Below are 19,734 nucleotides of genomic sequence, written 5' to 3'. Positions count from 1 at the left end.
TTTTCAAATATCTTTCTTCATGACATGGAATTTTCTTGTGATATGAAATCCTGTTTTCAAGTATAGATGTCCAGCAGAACTCTTCTCACCAGTCCATAGGAACCACGCATTATGAAGTCCTTCTGCTTTCATTTGGAATAGGCATTCATGAAGCAACAGCTTGCCAAGTCCTTTTCCTTGCTGATTGGGGTCAACTCCAAATGGGCCGAATCGTTCCGGTATCCCTTCGTAACCACCATATAAACAAAATCCTACCAGTTGTTCATGGTGTCTGGCAATTAGAAGCCGCTCCATCGGAAGCACTTCTTTCAACCCTTCGCGAATCGCTCTTCCCCAATCTGGATTAAAGACGTTGTTAGCAAATTGAATCACTTCATACAAATCTTTATCCTGCGCAATGGAAATCGTATAGCCCTCTGCTTCTCGTGCTTGTTTTAACTGTCTGATATCATCTGTTAGCTGAAAGTCTAATAAGTTACGGTCCATCGCCACTGGTGAATATAACTTTTGGAATCCTAGCTTTTGTAAAAACGCATAAGCCTCCGGATACGCTTCTTCATCCAACCCCGGCAAAATATAGTTTGGTGCATAGGAAGCAAAGAAAATACTCTTTCGGTTATTCACTTGGAAAAATAAATCGACCTGCTTCATCAGCTCCGAACCAATTCCTTGTTGATGGTAATCTGGGTCAACAAAGAAAAAGGTTATCCAACCATTTTCCTCTTCTAACTCTGTCCCGATCATCGGAAGCAGCCTTCTTAACCCATACACACAACCAACAAGTGCTTCCCCATCAAATGCTAGACACAAACCGCTTGGGTCAAAATTCGCATCTAATAGAACGAGATTTCGAAATCTAGAAGGAGTAATTGGATCCTTTGGTAGACTCTTGTTCCATAGACTTACAATTTGCACTTCATCACCCGATTGGTAGCTACGGTAAGTTATCATTTAGGATCCCCCTTTAATCGCGATTTCGATTGCTTGTCGAACAAAACCATTCGCTAAATCAATGGCACGTTTTGCTTCCTCTAAAGGTACATTTGCCTTAATCATGACAATAGCTGGTTTTACTTCATTATTGGATTGTTCCAGTGTATCTTTTGCCGTTTCATATGGTACACCTGTAATCGTAGATACAATATTAATGGCACGTTCTTTTAATTTTAGATTGCTAACTTTAACATCGACCATCAAATTCTCGTATACTTTTCCGATCTTGATCATCGTTGTCGTTGTCAACATATTTAAAATCAACTTATGTGCAGTAGCTGCCTTCATCCTTGTTGAACCAGTAATTACTTCCGGTCCAGTTTCTACTTCAATATTCACTTCCGCAAATTGGCTAATCACAGCATTTTTATTGCTCGTTAGACTAACCGTTGAAGCACCAATTTTATTCGCATACTTTAAGGCTCCAGCTACATATGGCGTACGGCCACTTGCCGCAATACCAACGACTACATCAATCTCCGTTAGCTCTCTTTCAGCTAGGTCGCTTGCACCAAGCTCTTCACTATCCTCAGCACCTTCTACTGCTTTTTCAATTGCCTTCGTACCTCCTGCCATAACCGCTTGCACAAGTTCTGGCGGGGTACTATACGTTGGTGGACATTCCACAGCGTCTAAAATTCCAAGTCTACCACTCGTACCAGCCCCTACGTAAAATAATCTGCCTCCATTTTTAAGGGATTGATAGATTTTTTCCACGGCCTGCTCAACTTGTGGTAAAACTTGCTGCACTGCCTGGGCTACTTTCAAATCTTCATTGTTGATTACCGATAATATACCCGCTGTGGACATATTATCAATAGTCATGGATTGTTCGTTTCTCATCTCCGTAACCAAAGCTGATAACTTATTCATCGCATACCATCCTATTTGTTTCTTTTTATTTGTTAGGAGAGGTGGGTTTGGTTGATTCGTGTTTGAAATTGGTTGATGTTTGTTGAGATCGGTTGATAATAAGCTGATTTCGGTTGATGTTTTTGTATAACGGTTGAAGCTCACCGATTTCAGTTGATATTTTCAAATAACGGTCGATATCTCATCAATTTCGGTTGATGTTACCCGAAAAACGGTTGATACACCAACTAATTCGGTTGATACCTCCAACCCCGTTTAAACCTACACCAATTCCAACTAACCAAAATCCCTACTCCTTCACGCCTCCCAAGGTCAATCCTTTAACAAAGTGACGTTGGAATATAATAAATACGATAATCATTGGTATTGCTGCTATTGCTGCACCACTCATTAGTAGTTTGAAGTCTGCAAGGTTCGCATCTTGTAACGTCTTCAAACCTACTGGTAATGTATAAAGCTTCGCACTGTTCAATACAATAATCGGCCATAGGAATGAGTTCCACACGTTCATAAATGTGAAGATACCCAGTGCGGCAAGGCCTGGTCTTGCTAGTGGTAGTACAATACTCCAATAGGTTCTCCATTCACTTGCACCGTCGATTTTAGCTGCTTCAATAAGCTCATCAGGAATGGATAACATGAATTGACGCATAAGGAAGACCCCAAATACCATCGATAAGTCCGGTAAAATAAGTGCCCAGTGTGTATCCATCAGCCCTAGATCTCGTATCATAATAAACATTGGCACAAGGGTAACTTGTGATGGAATCATCATCGTTGAAATAATTAACCAGAATATGAGATTCCTACCTGGGAACCGTTTCTTCGCAAGAACATACCCGGCCATCGAATCTAGTAGTAATATCCCGACAGTTACAACAATTCCGATATATAAACTATTGAAGAACCACCAACCCATTTGGTTTTTACTAAATAAACTTGTAAACCCAGAAAATGTATCTTTTACGATAAGACTCATTAAATCACGGTGATATGCCTCTTGTTCGACATCTCCAGCTTTTTCAGCATCTCTTGCTTTTCCCCAATGCTCGAAATACTCTGAAATACCCATTGGATACATTTTAGGTGGATTTGCGTTTACGTAAGAAGTCGGACGCTCCAGCTCTTCATCCTGAAAGCTTTTAAGTTGTAAAGATGTACTAAACACCCAATATAATGGTAAAAGGGAAATAACGGCTGCTACAGATAACAAGACGTAGACAATGAGTTTATTCAGTGTGAATTTCTTTTTCATGTATTTCCCCTCCTAACCTTTTCGATTCAAGACTTTATATTGGACTACAGATATAACAAAGATAATAAAGAATAGAACAACAGATTGCGCAGCTGCTAATCCAAACTCAAAGTCTCTAAAACCAGTTTTATAGATTAAGTGAACTAATGTTTCAGTAGCGTAACCAGGCCCTCCACCAGTCATTAGAATAATTTGCGTAAATACTTGGAAGGATCCGATTGTACTTAATAGTGTTAAATATACAGTTGACGGTGTTAACATTGGAACAGTAATCTTTAACCACTTTTGAAATGCATTAGCACCATCTATTGTAGCTGCTTCATATAGTGAGTCAGAAATAGAACTCATCGAAGCCATATATAGAATAATCCCAACACCAAATGGAATTAACATTTGCATAATAATGATTGCCCATAACGCTGAATTGGTTTGTCCTAGCCAGTTAATCTGTTCCAAACCAAACCAACCTAATACATGATTGAAAAGACCAAATTCGTAGTTATACATCCAACGCCAAACCATCGCGATAATTACCATGGAGGTAACAGTCGGTAAGTAAAATGCCGCACGGAAGAAGTTCTGTGCAAATTTACCTAACGAATGGATTAACGTTGCTGCAATTAAAGCGGTAATAACGTTGAAAGGTACCGTAACGACGGTATAAATCGTTGTATTGAGTAAAGCCTTTTTAAACGCTTCACTTTCAAAAACTTGTTTGTAATTGTCCAGCCAAACCCATTCGTTAGCATCCATAATCCGATATTCCTGAAATGATAATGCAAATGCCCAAACGACCGGTACAGCGATAAACAATGTAAATAGAATCAATTTCGGGAGTAAAAAGAGGTAAGCTGCATAGTTTTTTCGCATTAATCTACCTGTACTTTTTAAACTCTTACCAGCATTTTTTAAACGTCCTGATAATTCCAAAATTCTCCCTCCCTGCTGCCTTCATAGGATATGTGATCAGATTACACAATGATTGTAAGTATTTCTTTCGGAAAATTTCATCAATTTTGCTACGGATTTGTTTAGATAATGCTTCTCTCAGACAAATCTATCTCATTTTGCTTTGGTTTTGTCTTAGAGAGTGCTTCTCTCGGACAAATCTATCTTATTTTTCTTGGTTTTGTCTTAGAGAGTGCTTCTCTCGGACAAATCTATCTCATTTTGCTTGGTTTTGTCTTAGAGAGTGCTTCTCTCGGGCAATTCCACCTCATTTTGCTTTGGTTTTGTCTTAGAGAGTGCTTCTCTCGGACAATTCAACCTCATTTTGCTTGGTTTTGTCTTAGAAAACTCGACCCTCAAGTTTATTTCAACAATTGACCTTTTCAAAAATCCGGTAGACTCCGGACCTCCGAAGTCTACCAGACTATCAATTATTCTCCTAGTAATGCTTCAACTTCTGGTTTCGCTGTAGCCATTGCTTCTTCAGCTGTTTTCTCGCCGTTGAATACTAGTTGTAGTTCACGTTGGATGATTTCGTCAATTTTCTTCCACTCAGGGTGACGAGGTAACATCACAACTTGATCTGACATTTCCATAGCACGAGCCATTTCTGGGTTCTCAGCAAATGGATCCATATCTGCTGCACTAATACGTGCAGGGAAGATACCATAAGATTTAGACATTAAGTATTGCTCATCTGTGCTAGAGATAGACTTCATGAATTCAGCAACTACTTCTTTCTTCGCGTCGCTTTCTTGCTTGAACATTGTCCAACCACCAACACCACCGATTGTTACAGGCTCACCCTTAGAACCAGTTGGATAGTTAGCTACCGCTAGGTTTACACCTGAACCTTGAGCTGAGGTAATTGCCCATGTTGCCCATGGCTCCATTGCTACAGTACGTTGTTCTTCATTTGCCCATGCTTGATACGTACCACCAACATCAGCGCCACCCATAGATACAGGAGCTGCTTCGTTTTTAAGTTTGATATCAGCTAGAGCTTGAATAGCTTCTACAGCTTCTGGTGAATCAAAAGTGAATTCAGATAGGTCATCACTTAAAGGCTGACCACCATTCATGTAGAAGAATGGCCATGCTTCATAATATCCAGGTAGGACATAAGTAGAGAAACCATATACATCAATTTCACCGTCACCATCGCGGTCGAATGTTAATTTTTCTGCAGTTTCTACAAATTCATCCCAAGTCCATTCGCCATTTGCAGGTGGTTCTACACCAGCTTCTTCAAATAGATCTAGGTTAAGTAACATAGAATGAACTGTGATTGAGTTTGGAATACCATACATTTTTCCATCAAACGAATAAGCTTCTAATGCATTTTCATAGAAATCTTTCTTTTCTTCATCAGTAAAGAAATCATCTAGAGGCTCGATAACACCTTGCTCAATATGGTCAACACTTACAGCACTTCCACTAATATCAACTGGTGCAATGTCTGGCCAAGATTGACCTGCAATATTAACACCTAGTTTGTCTGGCATTTCTGCCCAAGGAACTTGTACAAGCTCGATTTTTACTCCTGGATTAGCATCTTCAAATTCTTTGATTTTGCCTTCTAACCAGAAATATTGGTTACCTTTTCCGTCTTCACCAGAAGTGTCACCTTCTTCAGCCCAACGTGGACCATCCCAGATTGTGATGGTTCCTTCCCAGTTACCATCTTCGTTTGTTGTTCCTTCTGAATCATCACCACAAGCACTTAGCACTAATACAAATGCGAATGCTAGTAGCATCATTGAAAATAACTTTAATTTACCTTGCATGGTTTACTTCCCCCTAACTAATTTTTAATAATGGTTTATAAACTATAGATGATTACTTTAAGTGGTTCACCTCCTTAAAGTGCCCCAAGCTACTTTACCCATCACAACTTCACGTGAGGCTCCTGTAGCTGGTGGGAAATTATTGGGTCTTCCTTGCAAACATTGATACCCTAGTAAGGCAAAAATCATTGCTTCCTTGGCATCGGCAGGCATGCCGATTTCATCCATTTTTCGAAGTTTCACATTTTCCGGTAAGCAGCAATCAATCTCTTTCATTAACACAGGATTGTAGCTGCCCCCACCACTGATGAAAACTTCCCGAATCCCATCAGACTCCACATGGCGTTTGATTTCATCGGATAACGTGATAGCGGTTAGCTTCGTTACGGTCGCTATTCTGTCTGTTTCGTTAATAGACAGTCTGTCTGCCTCATCCCATAGTTTACTAGCATACTCCTCACCAAAGAGCTCTCTCCCAGTAGACTTAGGTGGTTTTTGTGCGTAGTATGGCTCTTTTAACAGTTGATCTAGCCACTCCTGATTGACCTTACCTTTAGCAGCCAGTTCCCCGTCTTTATCAAAGCTCTGCTTACCACCTGTTATTCTGCTGGCAAAATAGTCAATAATCATATTTCCTGGTCCAGTGTCATAAGCTTTTACTTGTGACTCATTGCAATTCTTCGGAAGGATAGTCAGGTTAGAAATCCCACCGATATTCACTAGTACTCTACCAATCTCCTTATCGCGAAATAGTAGATAATCAGCATAAGGGACAAGTGGAGCACCTTGACCACCAACAGCCATATCTCTTGTTCGGAAGTCACCTACCGTTGTGATACCAGTCAGCTCGGCAATTACACCGACATCTCCAATTTGCAACGTAGATGTGACTGGATGACCCGCAACATCCAAAGCTTCAGGCTGGTGAAAAATAGTTTGCCCATGAGAACTTATCAAATCAATGTCTTCTGCACGTAAGCCCGCAGCATCTATCACGCTTAATGCTGCCTCTGCGTACAATTTTCCAAGCAACATATTCATGCTAGAAATCATTTGAATACTAGCTGTATTCGGGTCGCATAGTGCAAGAATCTCTTGCTTAACCTCTTCCGTGTATGGAATTGAATCAAAATGCTGTAGATCCAATTTAACTGTATCATTTTCTTCAGTAACCTTAACTACTGCGACGTCGATACCATCTAAAGAAGTTCCAGACATAATACCAACTGCATAAGCAAAATCCTTCTCAAAAACCATGGTCATCATCCCTTCTTTGGAAGTGTGACTGGCAATTTCCCTTTTACTTTTACTTTTCCAAAAATCGCTTCTGCAGCAATCTGTAAAGCCGGTGTTGTAAATTCATACGTTGCGATATATGCTGGGATATCTGGTAAATAAGCAATATCATATGGACTTCTTGTTGCAATAACGACTACATTCGAGTTTTCCTTGTAGAGCTCTTCTACCATTTTCACTTGCTGGTCGTTAGGTTTTGCAGACAATGTTCCAACGATAACAGCTTTGAAATCTTTAGCAATTTCTCTTAATTGATTTAGTTCTTCAGTAGTTGGAGGGTTGGATAATTCCATTACCTCTGTATACTTATGGATTTTCGATACTGCTTCTCCTAATGAAAAGGTAGAATATCGCTTATCTTCCACTTGCATCGCATAACTGTTTTTCGGATAAACAACTAAAACACGATCAGAATCATCTGCTTGTAATGGAAGTAGGCCTTCATTTTTTACAATTGTTATTCCTTGCTTGTAAATTTCGTTTGCTTCTACTTCATGGATTTTTGCCCCAACATCTGAAGAAACAACTGGATGAGCATCTAGGGTAATATCATCCCAAGTTAAATACTTATCCTTTAATTCCATAACACGTTGGTATGCTTCATCTACGATACTCTCTGAAATCTCCCCGGATAAGATTGCTTCTTCAACCAGGTTTAATGTCTCGTACTGTCTGGATTGAAGGTGAGAAATCATAATTAAGTCGATTCCAGCTTTCAACGCTTCGACCCCGCCTTCTGCCGTACCAATTCCTTCTGATATCGCATTCATTTCCATGCAATCAGTTGTTACCACGCCATTAAAACCTAGTTCTTCTCGAAGCAAGCCAGTTATTACTTTTCTCGATAACGTTGCTGGTACATTTTCTTGGTCTTCAATGGCAGGAAAATAGACATGTGCTGACATGATTGTGTCTGCGCCTTGCTCGATAACATCAACGAATGGCTTTAGTTCAATTTCCTTTAAGCGTTCCATTCCATGGGATATCGTTGGTAAATCCAGGTGTGAATCGACATTGGTATCACCATGTCCTGGGAAATGCTTTAGCGTCGTAATGACGCCAGCGTCTTGCATCCCTTTTACAGCCTGTTTTCCAAATTCGGAAACTAATTCTGCCGTTTCACCATACGAACGAACACCGATGACTGGGTTATCTGGATTGTTATTGACATCGAGTACTGGTGCTAGATTCCAGTTGATACCTAGCGCCTTTAACTCACGTCCAGTAAGCAGGCCTGTAATATAGGCATTTTCACTGTGACCAGTTGCTCCTAGCAACATTGACCCTGGAAAAATAGTTGCCCCTTCACCAAGTCGACGAACAACACCATTTTCTTGATCAATGCAAATTAATAGCGGTTTCTTATGACCTGCCTCTTTTGCTTCTCGTTGTAATTCCGTTGTTAATGCAAGTACCTCTTCTGTCGTTCCAATATTTCTACCAAAAAGAATAACCCCACCAACATGACGTTCTCGGATTAGCTTCTTGATTTCTGGTGTAGCTGTCTTACCTTTAAATCCGAACACCATCAGTTGGCCAATTTTTTCTTGAATTGTTTTATTCATTTCTATCACTCCACGTTAGTCTATAGATCAAACCCTGGTATCGATTTACCTTTTCTAGTATTTGACCCTGTTGGAAACTTTAATGTTTGTGCATATGTTGTTCTAGCAAGGCAACCTCTCATGGTGCCAAGCGCCTGATAATAATCATAGTAACGGAAATCGGTCGAATTCATGATGAAACAGTATTGGGATAATGCCTCTAAATATGTATCAAATTCCTCGGAAACATCTACGAAAACATCTGGCACATACCCTTCCATGTCCTCCCAATTTTCACTGTGAAACACTCTAGTTAATGAATGAGGAGCCAAGCCATCTATATCAAAACCAGGTAGTGCTGCTTTTAACCAAGCTGCCTGAACGATTCTAGGACATAAAGCGTGGTCCGGATGCATACTATTTTCCCAATGGGTGATAACGATATTTGGCTTTAGTTCACGAAAAATCTTGGCCACACTCGTTACCGTTTCATCATCCTCTTTTAACTCGGCATCCTTATAATCTAGTGTTATACTTTTTCCACCAAGGATTTCTGCAGCTTCTTCAGCTTCTTGGATTTTCTGGTTTCGATAGTCCTCTACTGAAATGTGTGGAGGATTCCCTTTCTCTCCTGCTGTTAAATGTAAAAAGGTAACTTCATGACCTGCTTTCGCATATTTATGGGCAATTGCACCTGCTTGTATTTCAGCATCTCCACAATGTGCACCTACTACCATCACGTGATGTTTATTTCCCACCTGCCACACCTCACTTAAGGATTTTGTACTATGAACCTTTGATATCGCTTACATTTTAAACTAAATAAAAGATTTGAAATCTTTCTTCAAACGTACTCTTCTAGTAGATTTATTTTTCATTCTATAAATTCACTTTTATTATACATGAAATAATTAAAATTGAAATACTAATTCATTATTTTTTCACAAAAAATGTTTTCTTATTTCATTACTATTATACAAATGACCTATCTATGAATGAAAAAAGGTTCTTTTTGCCTATACGAAATAAAAAGGATTCTTCCAAAGGCTGTTGAATATGTATTAATGTAAGCGTTTTTAAAATAGGAGGTGGGCATGTTGAAAAAACTAGGGATGTTCTTACTAGTTAGTTTATTAGCTTTATCAGGATTTATTTCAACCGGATTTACTAGTTTTGCAGAAAGCACCACACAAATGATCCGAATCGGGGTTGTTCCAAGCGCTGAATCCATTAGCATTGGAAGTAATGAAGACTTCACCATAACGGATAAAGAAACTGGTGAAGTAATTTATACAGGCGAAAATGGTGAGGTAAATGTCGAATTGTCCTCAAGTGCAACAATCGAAACCAACTTCCGCCTACAAACTGCGTGGACTACTAGTGTTCCTTATATGCAGGATTGGTTAAATCGAGCAGAAGCTGCAGGCTATGAAACCTATGTAGAAGACTATCTTGATGGATGGCGATTGTTAATTGGAAAGTTCCCAACCGATGCTGGTTGGAGCGAACGTGAGTCTTTCCGTCAACAAATGATTGCGGAAGGATTCGCAGCTAGTGACTCCTACTGGAGAGTTATTACAGTTTCATCTGGCGAGTCAGAAATCAAAGTAGTAGCAGATGGATTTGAACAAATTGTACCGAATGCGATTCAAATCAGCTCAGAAAATGGCGTCATAAAAATTAATGGTAGCCAGTACCGCGGAATAGGTGAGGTTGGCTTTAATAGTGCGGGTACATTGGCAGGTATTAATGAATTACCACTAGAAGAGTACTTATATGGTGTTGTTCCACGAGAATTACCACCAGTTCCATATGGCGAATTAGAAGCACAAAAATCACAGGCTGTCGCTGCTAGAACGTATGCTATTTCAGGATTAGGTAAACGTAGTGCAGATGGGTATGACTTACTACCAACAACATCTGACCAAGTATATGGTGGCTACGATGTGGAACACCCTATTTCGACGCAAGCTGTTCAGGAAACAGAGGGTGTCGTAGCAACTTACAATGGAAAGTTAATTAACGCGGTCTATCACTCAACTACCGGTGGATATACAGCTAATAATGAAGATGTATGGGCATCTGACCCGGTACCATATCTGCGTGGTGTCCCGGATTCACAACGAGGAAAAGCTATTGAGAATGTACCGACTTTAGAAGTATTTAAGAGTCATGCAAATCCTAAATCGCTACGTGCACAACGTAATGGTGATTTTGAAGCAGATTGGTCGAAATATCATCGCTGGTATTTCCAATGGACAAACGAAGAAATTAGTGAAGTACTAAGTGATTATTTCAGTACAGATGTAGGAGAAGTCTATGAAATTAATGTACTAGAACGTTCGAATTCTGGTAGAGTACTAGAAATCGAGTTTGTAACAGAGAATGGCACTTTCTATGAATTTAAAGACCGTATTCGTTGGTCGCTGAAGTATATTAATGCTAATGGCGGTCAAAGCGTATTATTAAGTACACTATTCTATGTAGAACCAGTAATTGATAATAGTACGAAGACACTAACTGGCTTTGAAGTTTATGGTGGCGGTTGGGGCCATGGTGTAGGTCTATCTCAGACTGGTGCGATGGGAATGGCTGTGAAAGGTCATACGTATGATGAGATTTTAAAGCATTACTATCAAGGAATTGAGTTAGAAGAACGTTATTAAAAGAGCAGGGTCAGCCTTTGTGAGCTGACCCTGTTTATATATTCAAGTATTTACTTTACCAATTGCTTTCTGAATTACTCGTTCCGCTAATTGCTCACAACGTTTGATATCATCCTGTTCAGGATCCATATCGACTTTTAATCGTTCTGGATCGAGAGTAGCGCCTCGTTCTTCTAGCTTATCATGCATTAAGTCTACAGCTAACCCGAATGTATCACCATAAAATCTATCTCCCGCTCCAAATACACCAGTAATACAACCAGTTAAGTCGACCTCATCTAACTCATCAAAAAAGAACTCGACCTCAAATGGAATTTCCCCGTAGTCATACGTGTAGATTCCTATTAGTGTAGCATCATAGTCTTTAATTTCATCTGCGGTAATCTGGTCCTGTTCAAAATGCTTTAAGGTTACTTCATGCTGATGCTTCTTGAGATAATCTGCTATTGTTTCAGCTAAGATTTCTGTGTTTCCAGTCAAGCTTGTATAAAGGATTAATACTCTACTCAACCTAATCCCTCCCAACTTCTTCCCTCACTTTTATTTTAAATGATAACGATTATCAATTTCAATGAAGTAGTGATAATTATTTGGGATATATGTCGGAATTATGGCAAGTTGGATATTGGGTAGTGCATCGACCCGCTCCGGAAAACTCACTCCGCTTTCCGCGGGCGGCTGGTGAGCCAGGCAACTACTTGAATCTACTTCATTGCAGCCTTGCACCGAGGAAGCTTGCTGCGTAGCGTTACTAGCAGACGCAGGTGCATTCTCGGGGTCTCACCTATGCCTTTCCTCCCGCAGGAGTCTCCGTGTATTTCCGGAGCTAGTTAACTTAAATAACATGCTAAAATGCACCCTTTTTCTTTTTACATTTATTCCTTCTTCCAATACTCCCTTAAGTTCTCCTTAACAGCTGAAGAAACAGTATTTCCTAACTCTATATAGGCACCAATCACTGAACCTGCCACTGGTGGGACTTCGGGTAATACGAGGGTCAAGTGGTTATTGTGATCTGCAAGTGCTTCTTTTATTAGTACTGGGAGTATAGTTGGATTGTTAAATAAACCACCACATAGTGTAACTTTTACCTTCTCATCTTGATTAAATAGTTTTTTATGTAACGTTACTATACTGTAAGCTATTTCTTTTGAGGTCTGTCTTAGTATTTCAACTGCAGCTTGGTCTTTTAATTCGTATGCTTGGTAAACCAGTTTTGATACTTGTGCAATGACTAATCTGGGAGATTCCGATTGATATACTTGATCAATCAACTCCCTGCCGCTGGTCACTTGAAAATGCTGATATAATAGGTCGACCAATTTGGTTTCCGGTCCACGACCATCTACATACTGTAAAACAGCCGCAATTCCTTTTCGCCCAATTTCATAGCCGCTTCCTTCATCTCCTAGTAAATAGCCCCAACCTCCAACGCGATCTTGTTCCTTCTTTTGATTGATGCCATAGGTGATAGAGCCTGTTCCACAGATTTGTACAATGCCAGGTTTTCCAAATGTCCCTGAATAAAGCGCATTTATCGAATCCACTTCAACCTTCAATCTTGTGTAAGAAGAAAGATAGGGAGAGATTATTTCTTCTAGCAATGCTGCCGAAGCTTTACTTCCCGCTCCTGAGATCCCTGCAAAAACACTGGATACTTGGAGGAGACTACCTGGAACTTTTCCCTCTATATCTTGAAAAATATGGAGAAACGTTTCTTTTAATTCTTGCTTCGTAACCGTATTAGGATTTGTTGCTCCATAAACTTGGTTCACTAAAACATTCCCATCTAAATCTGCCAGAGCAACCTCTGTCTTCGTTCCACCACCATCTATCCCAATTACATATCTCATCACTTTAGCCCCTTAATACAGAAAGTATTTCTTACGCACTTTCTCAAATCGTTGCGTATCTTCTGGTAATTGTGCACGGAATTCCTTTGTATCTCCTTGAATTACTTGCTTTCGTAACTTATCTGTTCCCGCTAACAAGTCCAAAAAGTAACGATTCAACTTTCCAGCTTGGATAAACTCCACATCCTCTGGATAGAGACGGTAAATCGTTTCTAGCAATCGGATTCCCATCTCGAAAGAACGCAGCTTCGACCGGTCGGAAACATGTACTTGCACTCCTTCACAAACCTCGCCAGCATGCTTTGAATACATTGGTTTAAAAACAGTCGGTCGAAAACGCACACCTTCTATTTTTAATGCATTCAATTCTTCTGTTAATTTTCTACTATCGATAAAAGGCGCCCCAATTACTTCGAAAGGTTTTGTCGTACCTCTTCCTTCTGACAGATTCGTCCCTTCTACAAGGCAAGTTCCTGGGTAGAGCACACACATATCCATCGTTGTCGTATTCGGTGATGGCGATACCCAGAACAGGTCGGTTTGGTCAAAGTACATTTCCCTAGACCAGCCTTCCATCGGTATTACTTCTACGTCACAATCAATAGCAAATTCATTTTTAAACAGAAGTGCCAATTCACCGATAGTCATCCCATGTCTGACTGGAATCGGAAACTTTCCAACAAAAGATTGGAACTCATTCTCTACTAAGTTACCCTCAATCGTTATTCCATTAATCGGATTTGGACGGTCCAACACAACAACCTTTTTCCCTTCCTGCCCACACATTTGCATCGTATTTGCTAATGAGTATATGAATGTATAATATCGCGCACCAATATCTTGTAAATCACAAAACACAACATCGACATCTTGAAGCATGTCTACATTTGGCTTCTTCTCTTTGTTATATAAACTATGTATCGGAACGCCGGTATAGGTATCGACACTAGAGTCTATTAATTTTCCCTCTTGAACTTCCCCACGAATTCCATGCTCCGGTCCAAAAAGTGCCGTCAGATTGATTTGATCGTGACGATAAAACAAATCAATGGTTGCTTCTAATTGATGATTCACTCCTGTTAAATTAGTAAGTAATCCAATACGTTTTCCCTCATAGTTATCTACATATTTATCTAAAAAAACTTCTAACCCAAGTTTCATTTATACTCCCCTACCCCACTAGTAATCTTTCAATAAAGCGTTTCCTATCCACAAGTATAGTAAATAAAAATACATCATTCAATCAGAATTCCTGAAATAAAATTTCACTTCAAAAATAAAAAAGCCATCCCAAGGAGATAAATCCCCTAGGACAGCCTACTAACCGAATCACGAAAAACAATTTGATATGGAATAATTATTCGCTTCGTCGGTTCATTTTTATTTTGCGTTTTTTCAATTAGGGCTTTTGCAGATTGAGCACCTAATTCATAGATTTGGATATCAACTGTCGTAAGTGCTGGTCTAGTAATCTCTGATAGATAGACATTGTTAAAACTAACTAATGAAATATCTTGCGGTACACGAATACCGTACTCCTCCAACATACTTAATATGCCGAGACTGATCAAATCATCACTTACAACCAGTCCCGTTGGTGGAGTATCTAGTGACATCAGATGCTCTACAGCTTCTCGACCACCAGATTTCAGAAATTCGGTATGAATCTTGTACGATTCACAGTCCTCTATCCCCGCCTCTTCCAAAGCAGCTAAATAGCCATTTTCACGGTCACGAGTCACAAACAAATCCCTTGAACCACCAATAAATCCAATACGACTATGTCCCATCTCAATTAAATGCTTTGTAATCTCTTTACCAGCTTTAAAGTTATCATTATCCACATGAGAGATTTGTGTCTCATAATCATACGGCTTTCCAACAATGATAAATGGAAAATTCTGCTCCCTTAGAAAATTAGTTACTTTATCATTAATACGAGAGTAAAGAAGAATAATCCCACCAACATAACTACCGTACACCAAACGCTGTACCTCATTAAAAATCTCTTCCTCTGTTTCACCAGTTGATAGGTACATTGAGTATTCGGCATCATGAATGACCGAGCCGATTCCTCGTAAGATTTCTGGAAAGAACGGATTTTGTAAGGCGGTATTCGTGGAAGACGGCAAAATAACTCCGACTGCTTTCGTCGACTTCGCAACTAGATTTCTAGCATTGACATTGGGATGATACCCCAATTCCTTCATCGCTTTTCGGACTTTTTTCTTTGTTTCTTCACTAATCCTAGGATTATTGGCAATTACACGGGAAACAGTAGAGGGGGAAACCCCGCTAATTTTTGCTACATCCTTTATCGTTACCATGACCCCACCTCTACTTTCCCTTTATAATGTTATACGTTTACTTTCTGCCCCATTCACAAACACGCTTTGGTTTGTTGCTCCAACTAACTCAATCTTAATTTCACGATAAGAAGGTTGATAGCTTCCTTCTTTTTCAACGACGTTTATTTCTATTTTATCGGCACTAGATTGAATTTCTAAATCTAATTTTAAAAATTCTCCATTTTCATAAGCAAAGCTTTCACCATCATCATCGTAAAATGTAAAGGAATAGCTCTCCTCGTTACTTGATGCATATACATTCATCGTTAATGTTTTTGTTTGCTTATCTTGATTGGAACTCCATTCCCCTTGCATAATAGCAGACCCTTTACGGACAAAAATTGGTAGATCTTCTAACTCGGCATGGATAAGGTGAACCTTCTCTCCTTCATAACTTGCACCAGTTGAAAATTCAACCCAATCTCCTTCAGGTAAATATACCGCCCTGTCCGTTACGGCAGGGTTTAGGATTGGTGCCATAATCACATTATCACCAATCATGAATTGGTCATTGATGTTGTATGTTTTCACATCGTCTGGATACTCCATTAGCAATGGACGCATAACCGGTAATCCTTGCTTACTAGCTTGATAGAATAGAGAATATAACTGCGGCATCCATACGTAACGCATTTGTATATATTTCTTCATAATCGCTTCGTACTTTTCGCCAAATTGCCACGGCTCTTGATAGCGGAAACCGATTGCTGAATGGTTACGGAAAAATGGTGTAAATGCACCAACCTGTGTCCAACGAGTTAATAATTCTGCATTCGTATCATGGGCAAACCCACCAACGTCTGGACCAGTGAAAGCTACACCGGATAGTCCAAGGTTCATTACCATAGGAAGTGACATTTGTAGATGCTCCCAGAAGCTACGATTATCTCCAGTCCATACGGAACCGTATCGTTGAACGCCAGCATAACCAGCTCGTGTCAACAGGAATGGTCGCTTTCCTTGAAGGTTATCTTTCATTCCCTCATACGTTGCTTTCCCCATTAATAGCCCATAAACATTGTGTAATTCACGGTGTGTCGTTGGATTACCATCATTACGGTGCATCACTTCAACATCCATTGTCTTTGTTTCATTAAATACGGCAGGCTCGTTCATGTCATTCCAAATACCTTCAATCCCTATTGACGTATAGAATGCATGCTTGTCGCCCCACCATTTGCGAACTCGCTCCTCTGTAAAATCAGGGAATGCACTCGCACCTGGCCAAACTTCACCATAGTATATGTCACCCTCGATATACTTACAGAAATTATCTTCTCGAACACCCTCTTGATAAATCGGATATTCCGAATCCTTTTTCACCCCAGGGTCCACAATTGGCACGACACGGATACCCATTTCTTTCAGATCAGCAATAAGCTTTTCTGGATTAGGGAAACGTTCTTTATCAAACGTAAAGACGCGGTACCCATTCATATAGTGAATATCTAAATGAATCACATCAACAGGAATGTTCTTGTCGATAAAATTCTGTGCTAGCTCTCTTACTTCTGCCTCTGTTTCATAGCTATAACGGGACTGATGATAACCAAGTGACCATTTCGGCGGTAACGGCATTCTACCAGTTAGGTATGTGTATTGCTCTAATACCATTTTCGGATGAGGACCTACCATCACGTAATAATCTAGCTGTCCACCCTCTGCAGAGAAAGAGTAATATTCTTCAGATGTTTTCATATCAAAGAACGTACGGAATGTATTATCAAAGAAAATTCCATGTGCATTTCCATCACGTAACGTCATGAAATACGGAATCGACTCATATAGTGCGTTCGTTTCAGGATTATGTGGTGCATACACGTCTGTGTTCCACATTTCAAGTCTCTCACCACGTTTATTTAGGTGACCCGACTTTTCACCAAAACCATAGAAATGATCATTTTCTTTCATCTGTTTAAATGCAATAACTTCACCATTTTCACGGTAGGCCATTCCATGTTTATCTTCTGAAACAAGAACTCTACCTTGCGGATCTAACACTTTTATTCTACAAGGTTGCTTTTCTATATGAAGTTCTAGTTTAGTAGATTTTAAAATTAGCACTTCTTCTGTATCATGCTCCTCAACTTCAACCAACTGTGGTTCCACAATAACAGCTTTGGAGTGATTTAATGCTGGCTTTTGTTTCTGATTCATCGTTACTCGAATAATAGCGTCGGTATAAAATTGGATAGCAACCTTGCCATTTACACACTGAAAGAAGTAGGCTGCTCCTGTTTTTTCAACATCGACTAGATTTCCGATATCGCGGTATACTACTGCATCAACTTTTTTCTCTTTACCAGGGTGTATGGCAAAGCTCGTATCTCCAAGCATGTTATACCTCCTATAGAATAGTATTGGTGAAACTTACAATTAGCCTCAATAAAACTACCTATTTCACTAATTTATATACGCGAGCCTCATAAGGTTTCAATCTATTTTCATCATTACTGTCATAGTTGCTAAGGAGTAGTTCCTTGCTCATACCATCTAATTCTTTTGGTAACGTTAATTCTGTTTCCTCAGCAAATAGATTCGTTACAATTAACGTCATCTCGTCACCGAATTTTCTTGTATATGCATAAATCTGATCATGGTCTTCCATCGTAATATCATAGCTACCATAAACAAGAACTTCAAACTCTTTTCTTAATTGAATAAGCTTCTTATAATAATGATAAATTGAATCGGGATTCTTCATTTCTGCTTCGACATTGATTTCTGTGTAATTAGGATTTACTTTCATCCACGGATTACCTGTACTAAATCCACCATTCTTATCCGTAGTCCATTGCATTGGTGTTCTGGAATTATCACGGCCTGTCTTCCAAATTACTTCCATAACTTCTTCCACAGGTGTTCCTTTTTCCAATTCATTATCATAGTAATTTCTCATCCCAACATCATCATAATCGTCAATAGAAGGGAATTGGACGTTCGTCATTCCAATTTCTTGTCCTTGATAAATAAACGGTGTGCCATGCATTAAGAAATACATCGTTGCTAACGCTTTAGCTGACTCTACAAGAAATTCTCCATCATTGCCCCAGGTAGATACCGAACGGGGTTGATCATGGTTCTCTAAGAACAAAGCATTCCAACCAGTTCCATCTAATCCTTTTTGCCATTTGGTCAACGTCTTCTTCAACGCTGGTAAATCAATACCATTTTCTGTTTCTTTTCTCCAAAGGCCCAGATGCTCAAATTGGAAAATCATATCGAACTTGCCATTCTTTTCTCCGACCCAATCATCCGCTTGTTCAAGGCTTACACCATTTGCTTCTCCAACCGTCATGATGTCATAGTTCGCAAAGGTATTTTGTTTTAATTCCTCTAAGAAAACATGAATACCGTCACGGTTCATGTGCCCCTCATAGGATGGAACATATTTCAAGTTATCCGGATTTGGCATATCAGGAAAACCAGGAACCTTTTTAATATGAGAAATGGCATCTACTCGGAAGCCATCAATTCCTTTGTCCAGCCACCAGTTAACCATTTTGTATAATTCATTACGTACCAATGGGTTTTCCCAGTTTAAATCTGGTTGCTTGCTTGAGAAAACATGCATGAAGTATTCTTTGGTTTTCTCATCGTATTTCCATGCCGAACCACCAAAGATTGATTCCCAATTATTTGGTTCTTTTCCTTCTTTACCTGGATGCCAGATATAGTAATCTCTGTATGGATTATCTTTGGAACTACGTGATTCAATAAACCATGGGTGTTCGTCTGATGTATGGTTAATAACTAAATCCATAATTAATTTCATATCTCTACGATGTACCTCAGCAAGAAGTAAATCGAAGTCTTCCATCGTACCGAACTCATCCATGATATCTTGGTAGTCACTGATATCATAGCCATTATCATCGTTAGGAGATTTATAGATTGGGCTCATCCAAATAACGTCTATTCCTAGGTCTTTTATATAGTCTAGTTTAGAGATTACGCCTTGAATATCGCCGATGCCATCTCCATTGGAATCCATGAAGCTCCGTGGATATACTTGGTATGCTACGGCTTCCTTCCACCATACTTTGTTCATAAGAATTCTCCTTGCTTATAATTATTCTGGTTGTTTTACAAAAAAAGAGACAGACATAAGTCTATTACTAACAAAGGTGTATTTAAACAATTAGCTAGTGCATATAACCCGCCCCGGAAA

General features: G+C 39.5%; 15 protein-coding genes. 1 reads left to right on the top strand and 14 read right to left on the bottom strand.

Features of this window, described 5'->3' with window-relative positions; all coding sequences use genetic code 11:
* Positions 1 to 3 precede the first annotated feature (3 nt).
* From TE34_RS08845 to TE34_RS08810, 8 genes are all read right to left on the bottom strand, one after another.
* Positions 4 to 951, bottom strand: coding sequence for a GNAT family N-acetyltransferase (locus TE34_RS08845; RefSeq protein ID WP_157037612.1), 948 nt, complete (start codon positions 949 to 951; stop codon positions 4 to 6).
* The gene (gene murQ, locus TE34_RS08840; RefSeq protein WP_047984456.1) at positions 952 to 1,866 is read right to left on the bottom strand and encodes an N-acetylmuramic acid 6-phosphate etherase; all 915 of its coding nucleotides are present in this window, start codon (positions 1,864 to 1,866) and stop codon (positions 952 to 954) included. It lies immediately after the preceding gene.
* A gap of 289 nt (positions 1,867 to 2,155) precedes the next feature.
* Complete coding sequence (locus tag TE34_RS08835) at positions 2,156 to 3,121, bottom strand: carbohydrate ABC transporter permease (RefSeq protein WP_047984455.1); 966 nt, start codon at positions 3,119 to 3,121, stop codon at positions 2,156 to 2,158.
* Between the two features lie 12 nt (positions 3,122 to 3,133).
* Complete coding sequence (locus tag TE34_RS08830; RefSeq protein WP_047984454.1) at positions 3,134 to 4,051, bottom strand: carbohydrate ABC transporter permease; 918 nt, start codon at positions 4,049 to 4,051, stop codon at positions 3,134 to 3,136.
* 449 nt (positions 4,052 to 4,500) lie between these two features.
* Entirely contained in the window at positions 4,501 to 5,856 is a 1,356-nt protein-coding gene (locus TE34_RS08825; RefSeq protein WP_047984453.1) for an extracellular solute-binding protein, read from the bottom strand.
* Between the two features lie 66 nt (positions 5,857 to 5,922).
* A complete protein-coding gene (locus TE34_RS08820; protein ID WP_157037611.1) occupies positions 5,923 to 7,113 on the bottom strand; it encodes an anhydro-N-acetylmuramic acid kinase in 1,191 nt (396 codons plus the stop codon).
* 5 nt (positions 7,114 to 7,118) lie between these two features.
* Positions 7,119 to 8,717, bottom strand: coding sequence for a glycoside hydrolase family 3 protein (locus TE34_RS08815; protein WP_047984451.1), 1,599 nt, complete (start codon positions 8,715 to 8,717; stop codon positions 7,119 to 7,121).
* Between the two features lie 20 nt (positions 8,718 to 8,737).
* Entirely contained in the window at positions 8,738 to 9,454 is a 717-nt protein-coding gene (locus tag TE34_RS08810) for a PIG-L deacetylase family protein (RefSeq protein WP_157037610.1), read from the bottom strand.
* A 336-nt stretch (positions 9,455 to 9,790) separates the two neighbouring features.
* On the opposite strand from TE34_RS08810, the gene TE34_RS08805 reads away from it, so the two are divergent.
* On the top strand, positions 9,791 to 11,362 hold the full coding sequence (locus TE34_RS08805) for a SpoIID/LytB domain-containing protein (protein WP_047984449.1): 1,572 nt from the start codon (positions 9,791 to 9,793) through the stop codon (positions 11,360 to 11,362).
* Positions 11,363 to 11,404: 42 nt separating this feature from the next.
* On the opposite strand, the gene TE34_RS08800 is transcribed toward TE34_RS08805, so the two are convergent.
* The 6 genes from TE34_RS08800 to TE34_RS08775 all read right to left on the bottom strand — a co-directional run bounded on the left by TE34_RS08800 (position 11,405) and on the right by TE34_RS08775 (position 19,614).
* The gene (locus TE34_RS08800) at positions 11,405 to 11,872 is read right to left on the bottom strand and encodes a flavodoxin domain-containing protein (RefSeq protein ID WP_047984448.1); all 468 of its coding nucleotides are present in this window, start codon (positions 11,870 to 11,872) and stop codon (positions 11,405 to 11,407) included.
* Between the two features lie 365 nt (positions 11,873 to 12,237).
* Positions 12,238 to 13,215, bottom strand: a complete 978-nt coding sequence (locus tag TE34_RS08795) for an N-acetylglucosamine kinase (RefSeq protein WP_053075023.1) — start codon at positions 13,213 to 13,215, stop codon at positions 12,238 to 12,240.
* A 12-nt stretch (positions 13,216 to 13,227) separates the two neighbouring features.
* Positions 13,228 to 14,376: an exo-beta-N-acetylmuramidase NamZ family protein gene (locus TE34_RS08790; RefSeq protein WP_047984447.1), complete on the bottom strand. Its 1,149-nt coding sequence runs from the start codon at positions 14,374 to 14,376 to the stop codon at positions 13,228 to 13,230.
* A gap of 146 nt (positions 14,377 to 14,522) precedes the next feature.
* A complete protein-coding gene (locus tag TE34_RS08785) occupies positions 14,523 to 15,542 on the bottom strand; it encodes a LacI family DNA-binding transcriptional regulator (RefSeq protein WP_047984446.1) in 1,020 nt (339 codons plus the stop codon).
* A gap of 21 nt (positions 15,543 to 15,563) precedes the next feature.
* Positions 15,564 to 17,900: a glycoside hydrolase family 31 protein gene (locus TE34_RS08780; RefSeq protein WP_047984445.1), complete on the bottom strand. Its 2,337-nt coding sequence runs from the start codon at positions 17,898 to 17,900 to the stop codon at positions 15,564 to 15,566.
* Between the two features lie 58 nt (positions 17,901 to 17,958).
* Positions 17,959 to 19,614, bottom strand: coding sequence for a glycoside hydrolase family 13 protein (locus TE34_RS08775; RefSeq protein WP_047984444.1), 1,656 nt, complete (start codon positions 19,612 to 19,614; stop codon positions 17,959 to 17,961).
* Positions 19,615 to 19,734: the final 120 nt, after the last annotated feature.

The organism is Ornithinibacillus californiensis, assembly GCF_001038485.1.
In the GTDB taxonomy this organism is placed as follows: domain Bacteria; phylum Bacillota; class Bacilli; order Bacillales; family Amphibacillaceae; genus Ornithinibacillus; species Ornithinibacillus californiensis.
Note: the sequence above shows the minus strand (reverse complement) of the source record. Positions and strands in the feature narration are given on the sequence as shown.

Bases quoted from the DNA above. Each gene is read 5' to 3' on its own strand.
- TE34_RS08845 (WP_157037612.1), bottom strand. From the start codon at position 951: ATGATAACTTACCGTAGCTACCAATCGGGTGATGAAGTGCAAATTGTA.
- murQ (WP_047984456.1), bottom strand. From the start codon at position 1,866: ATGAATAAGTTATCAGCTTTGGTTACGGAGATGAGAAACGAACAATCC.
- TE34_RS08835 (WP_047984455.1), bottom strand. From the start codon at position 3,121: ATGAAAAAGAAATTCACACTGAATAAACTCATTGTCTACGTCTTGTTA.
- TE34_RS08825 (WP_047984453.1), bottom strand. From the start codon at position 5,856: ATGCAAGGTAAATTAAAGTTATTTTCAATGATGCTACTAGCATTCGCA.
- TE34_RS08820 (WP_157037611.1), bottom strand. From the start codon at position 7,113: ATGGTTTTTGAGAAGGATTTTGCTTATGCAGTTGGTATTATGTCTGGA.
- TE34_RS08815 (WP_047984451.1), bottom strand. From the start codon at position 8,717: ATGAATAAAACAATTCAAGAAAAAATTGGCCAACTGATGGTGTTCGGA.
- TE34_RS08805 (WP_047984449.1), top strand. From the start codon at position 9,791: ATGTTGAAAAAACTAGGGATGTTCTTACTAGTTAGTTTATTAGCTTTA.
- TE34_RS08795 (WP_053075023.1), bottom strand. From the start codon at position 13,215: ATGAGATATGTAATTGGGATAGATGGTGGTGGAACGAAGACAGAGGTT.
- TE34_RS08790 (WP_047984447.1), bottom strand. From the start codon at position 14,376: ATGAAACTTGGGTTAGAAGTTTTTTTAGATAAATATGTAGATAACTAT.
- TE34_RS08785 (WP_047984446.1), bottom strand. From the start codon at position 15,542: ATGGTAACGATAAAGGATGTAGCAAAAATTAGCGGGGTTTCCCCCTCT.
- TE34_RS08780 (WP_047984445.1), bottom strand. From the start codon at position 17,900: ATGCTTGGAGATACGAGCTTTGCCATACACCCTGGTAAAGAGAAAAAA.
- TE34_RS08775 (WP_047984444.1), bottom strand. From the start codon at position 19,614: ATGAACAAAGTATGGTGGAAGGAAGCCGTAGCATACCAAGTATATCCA.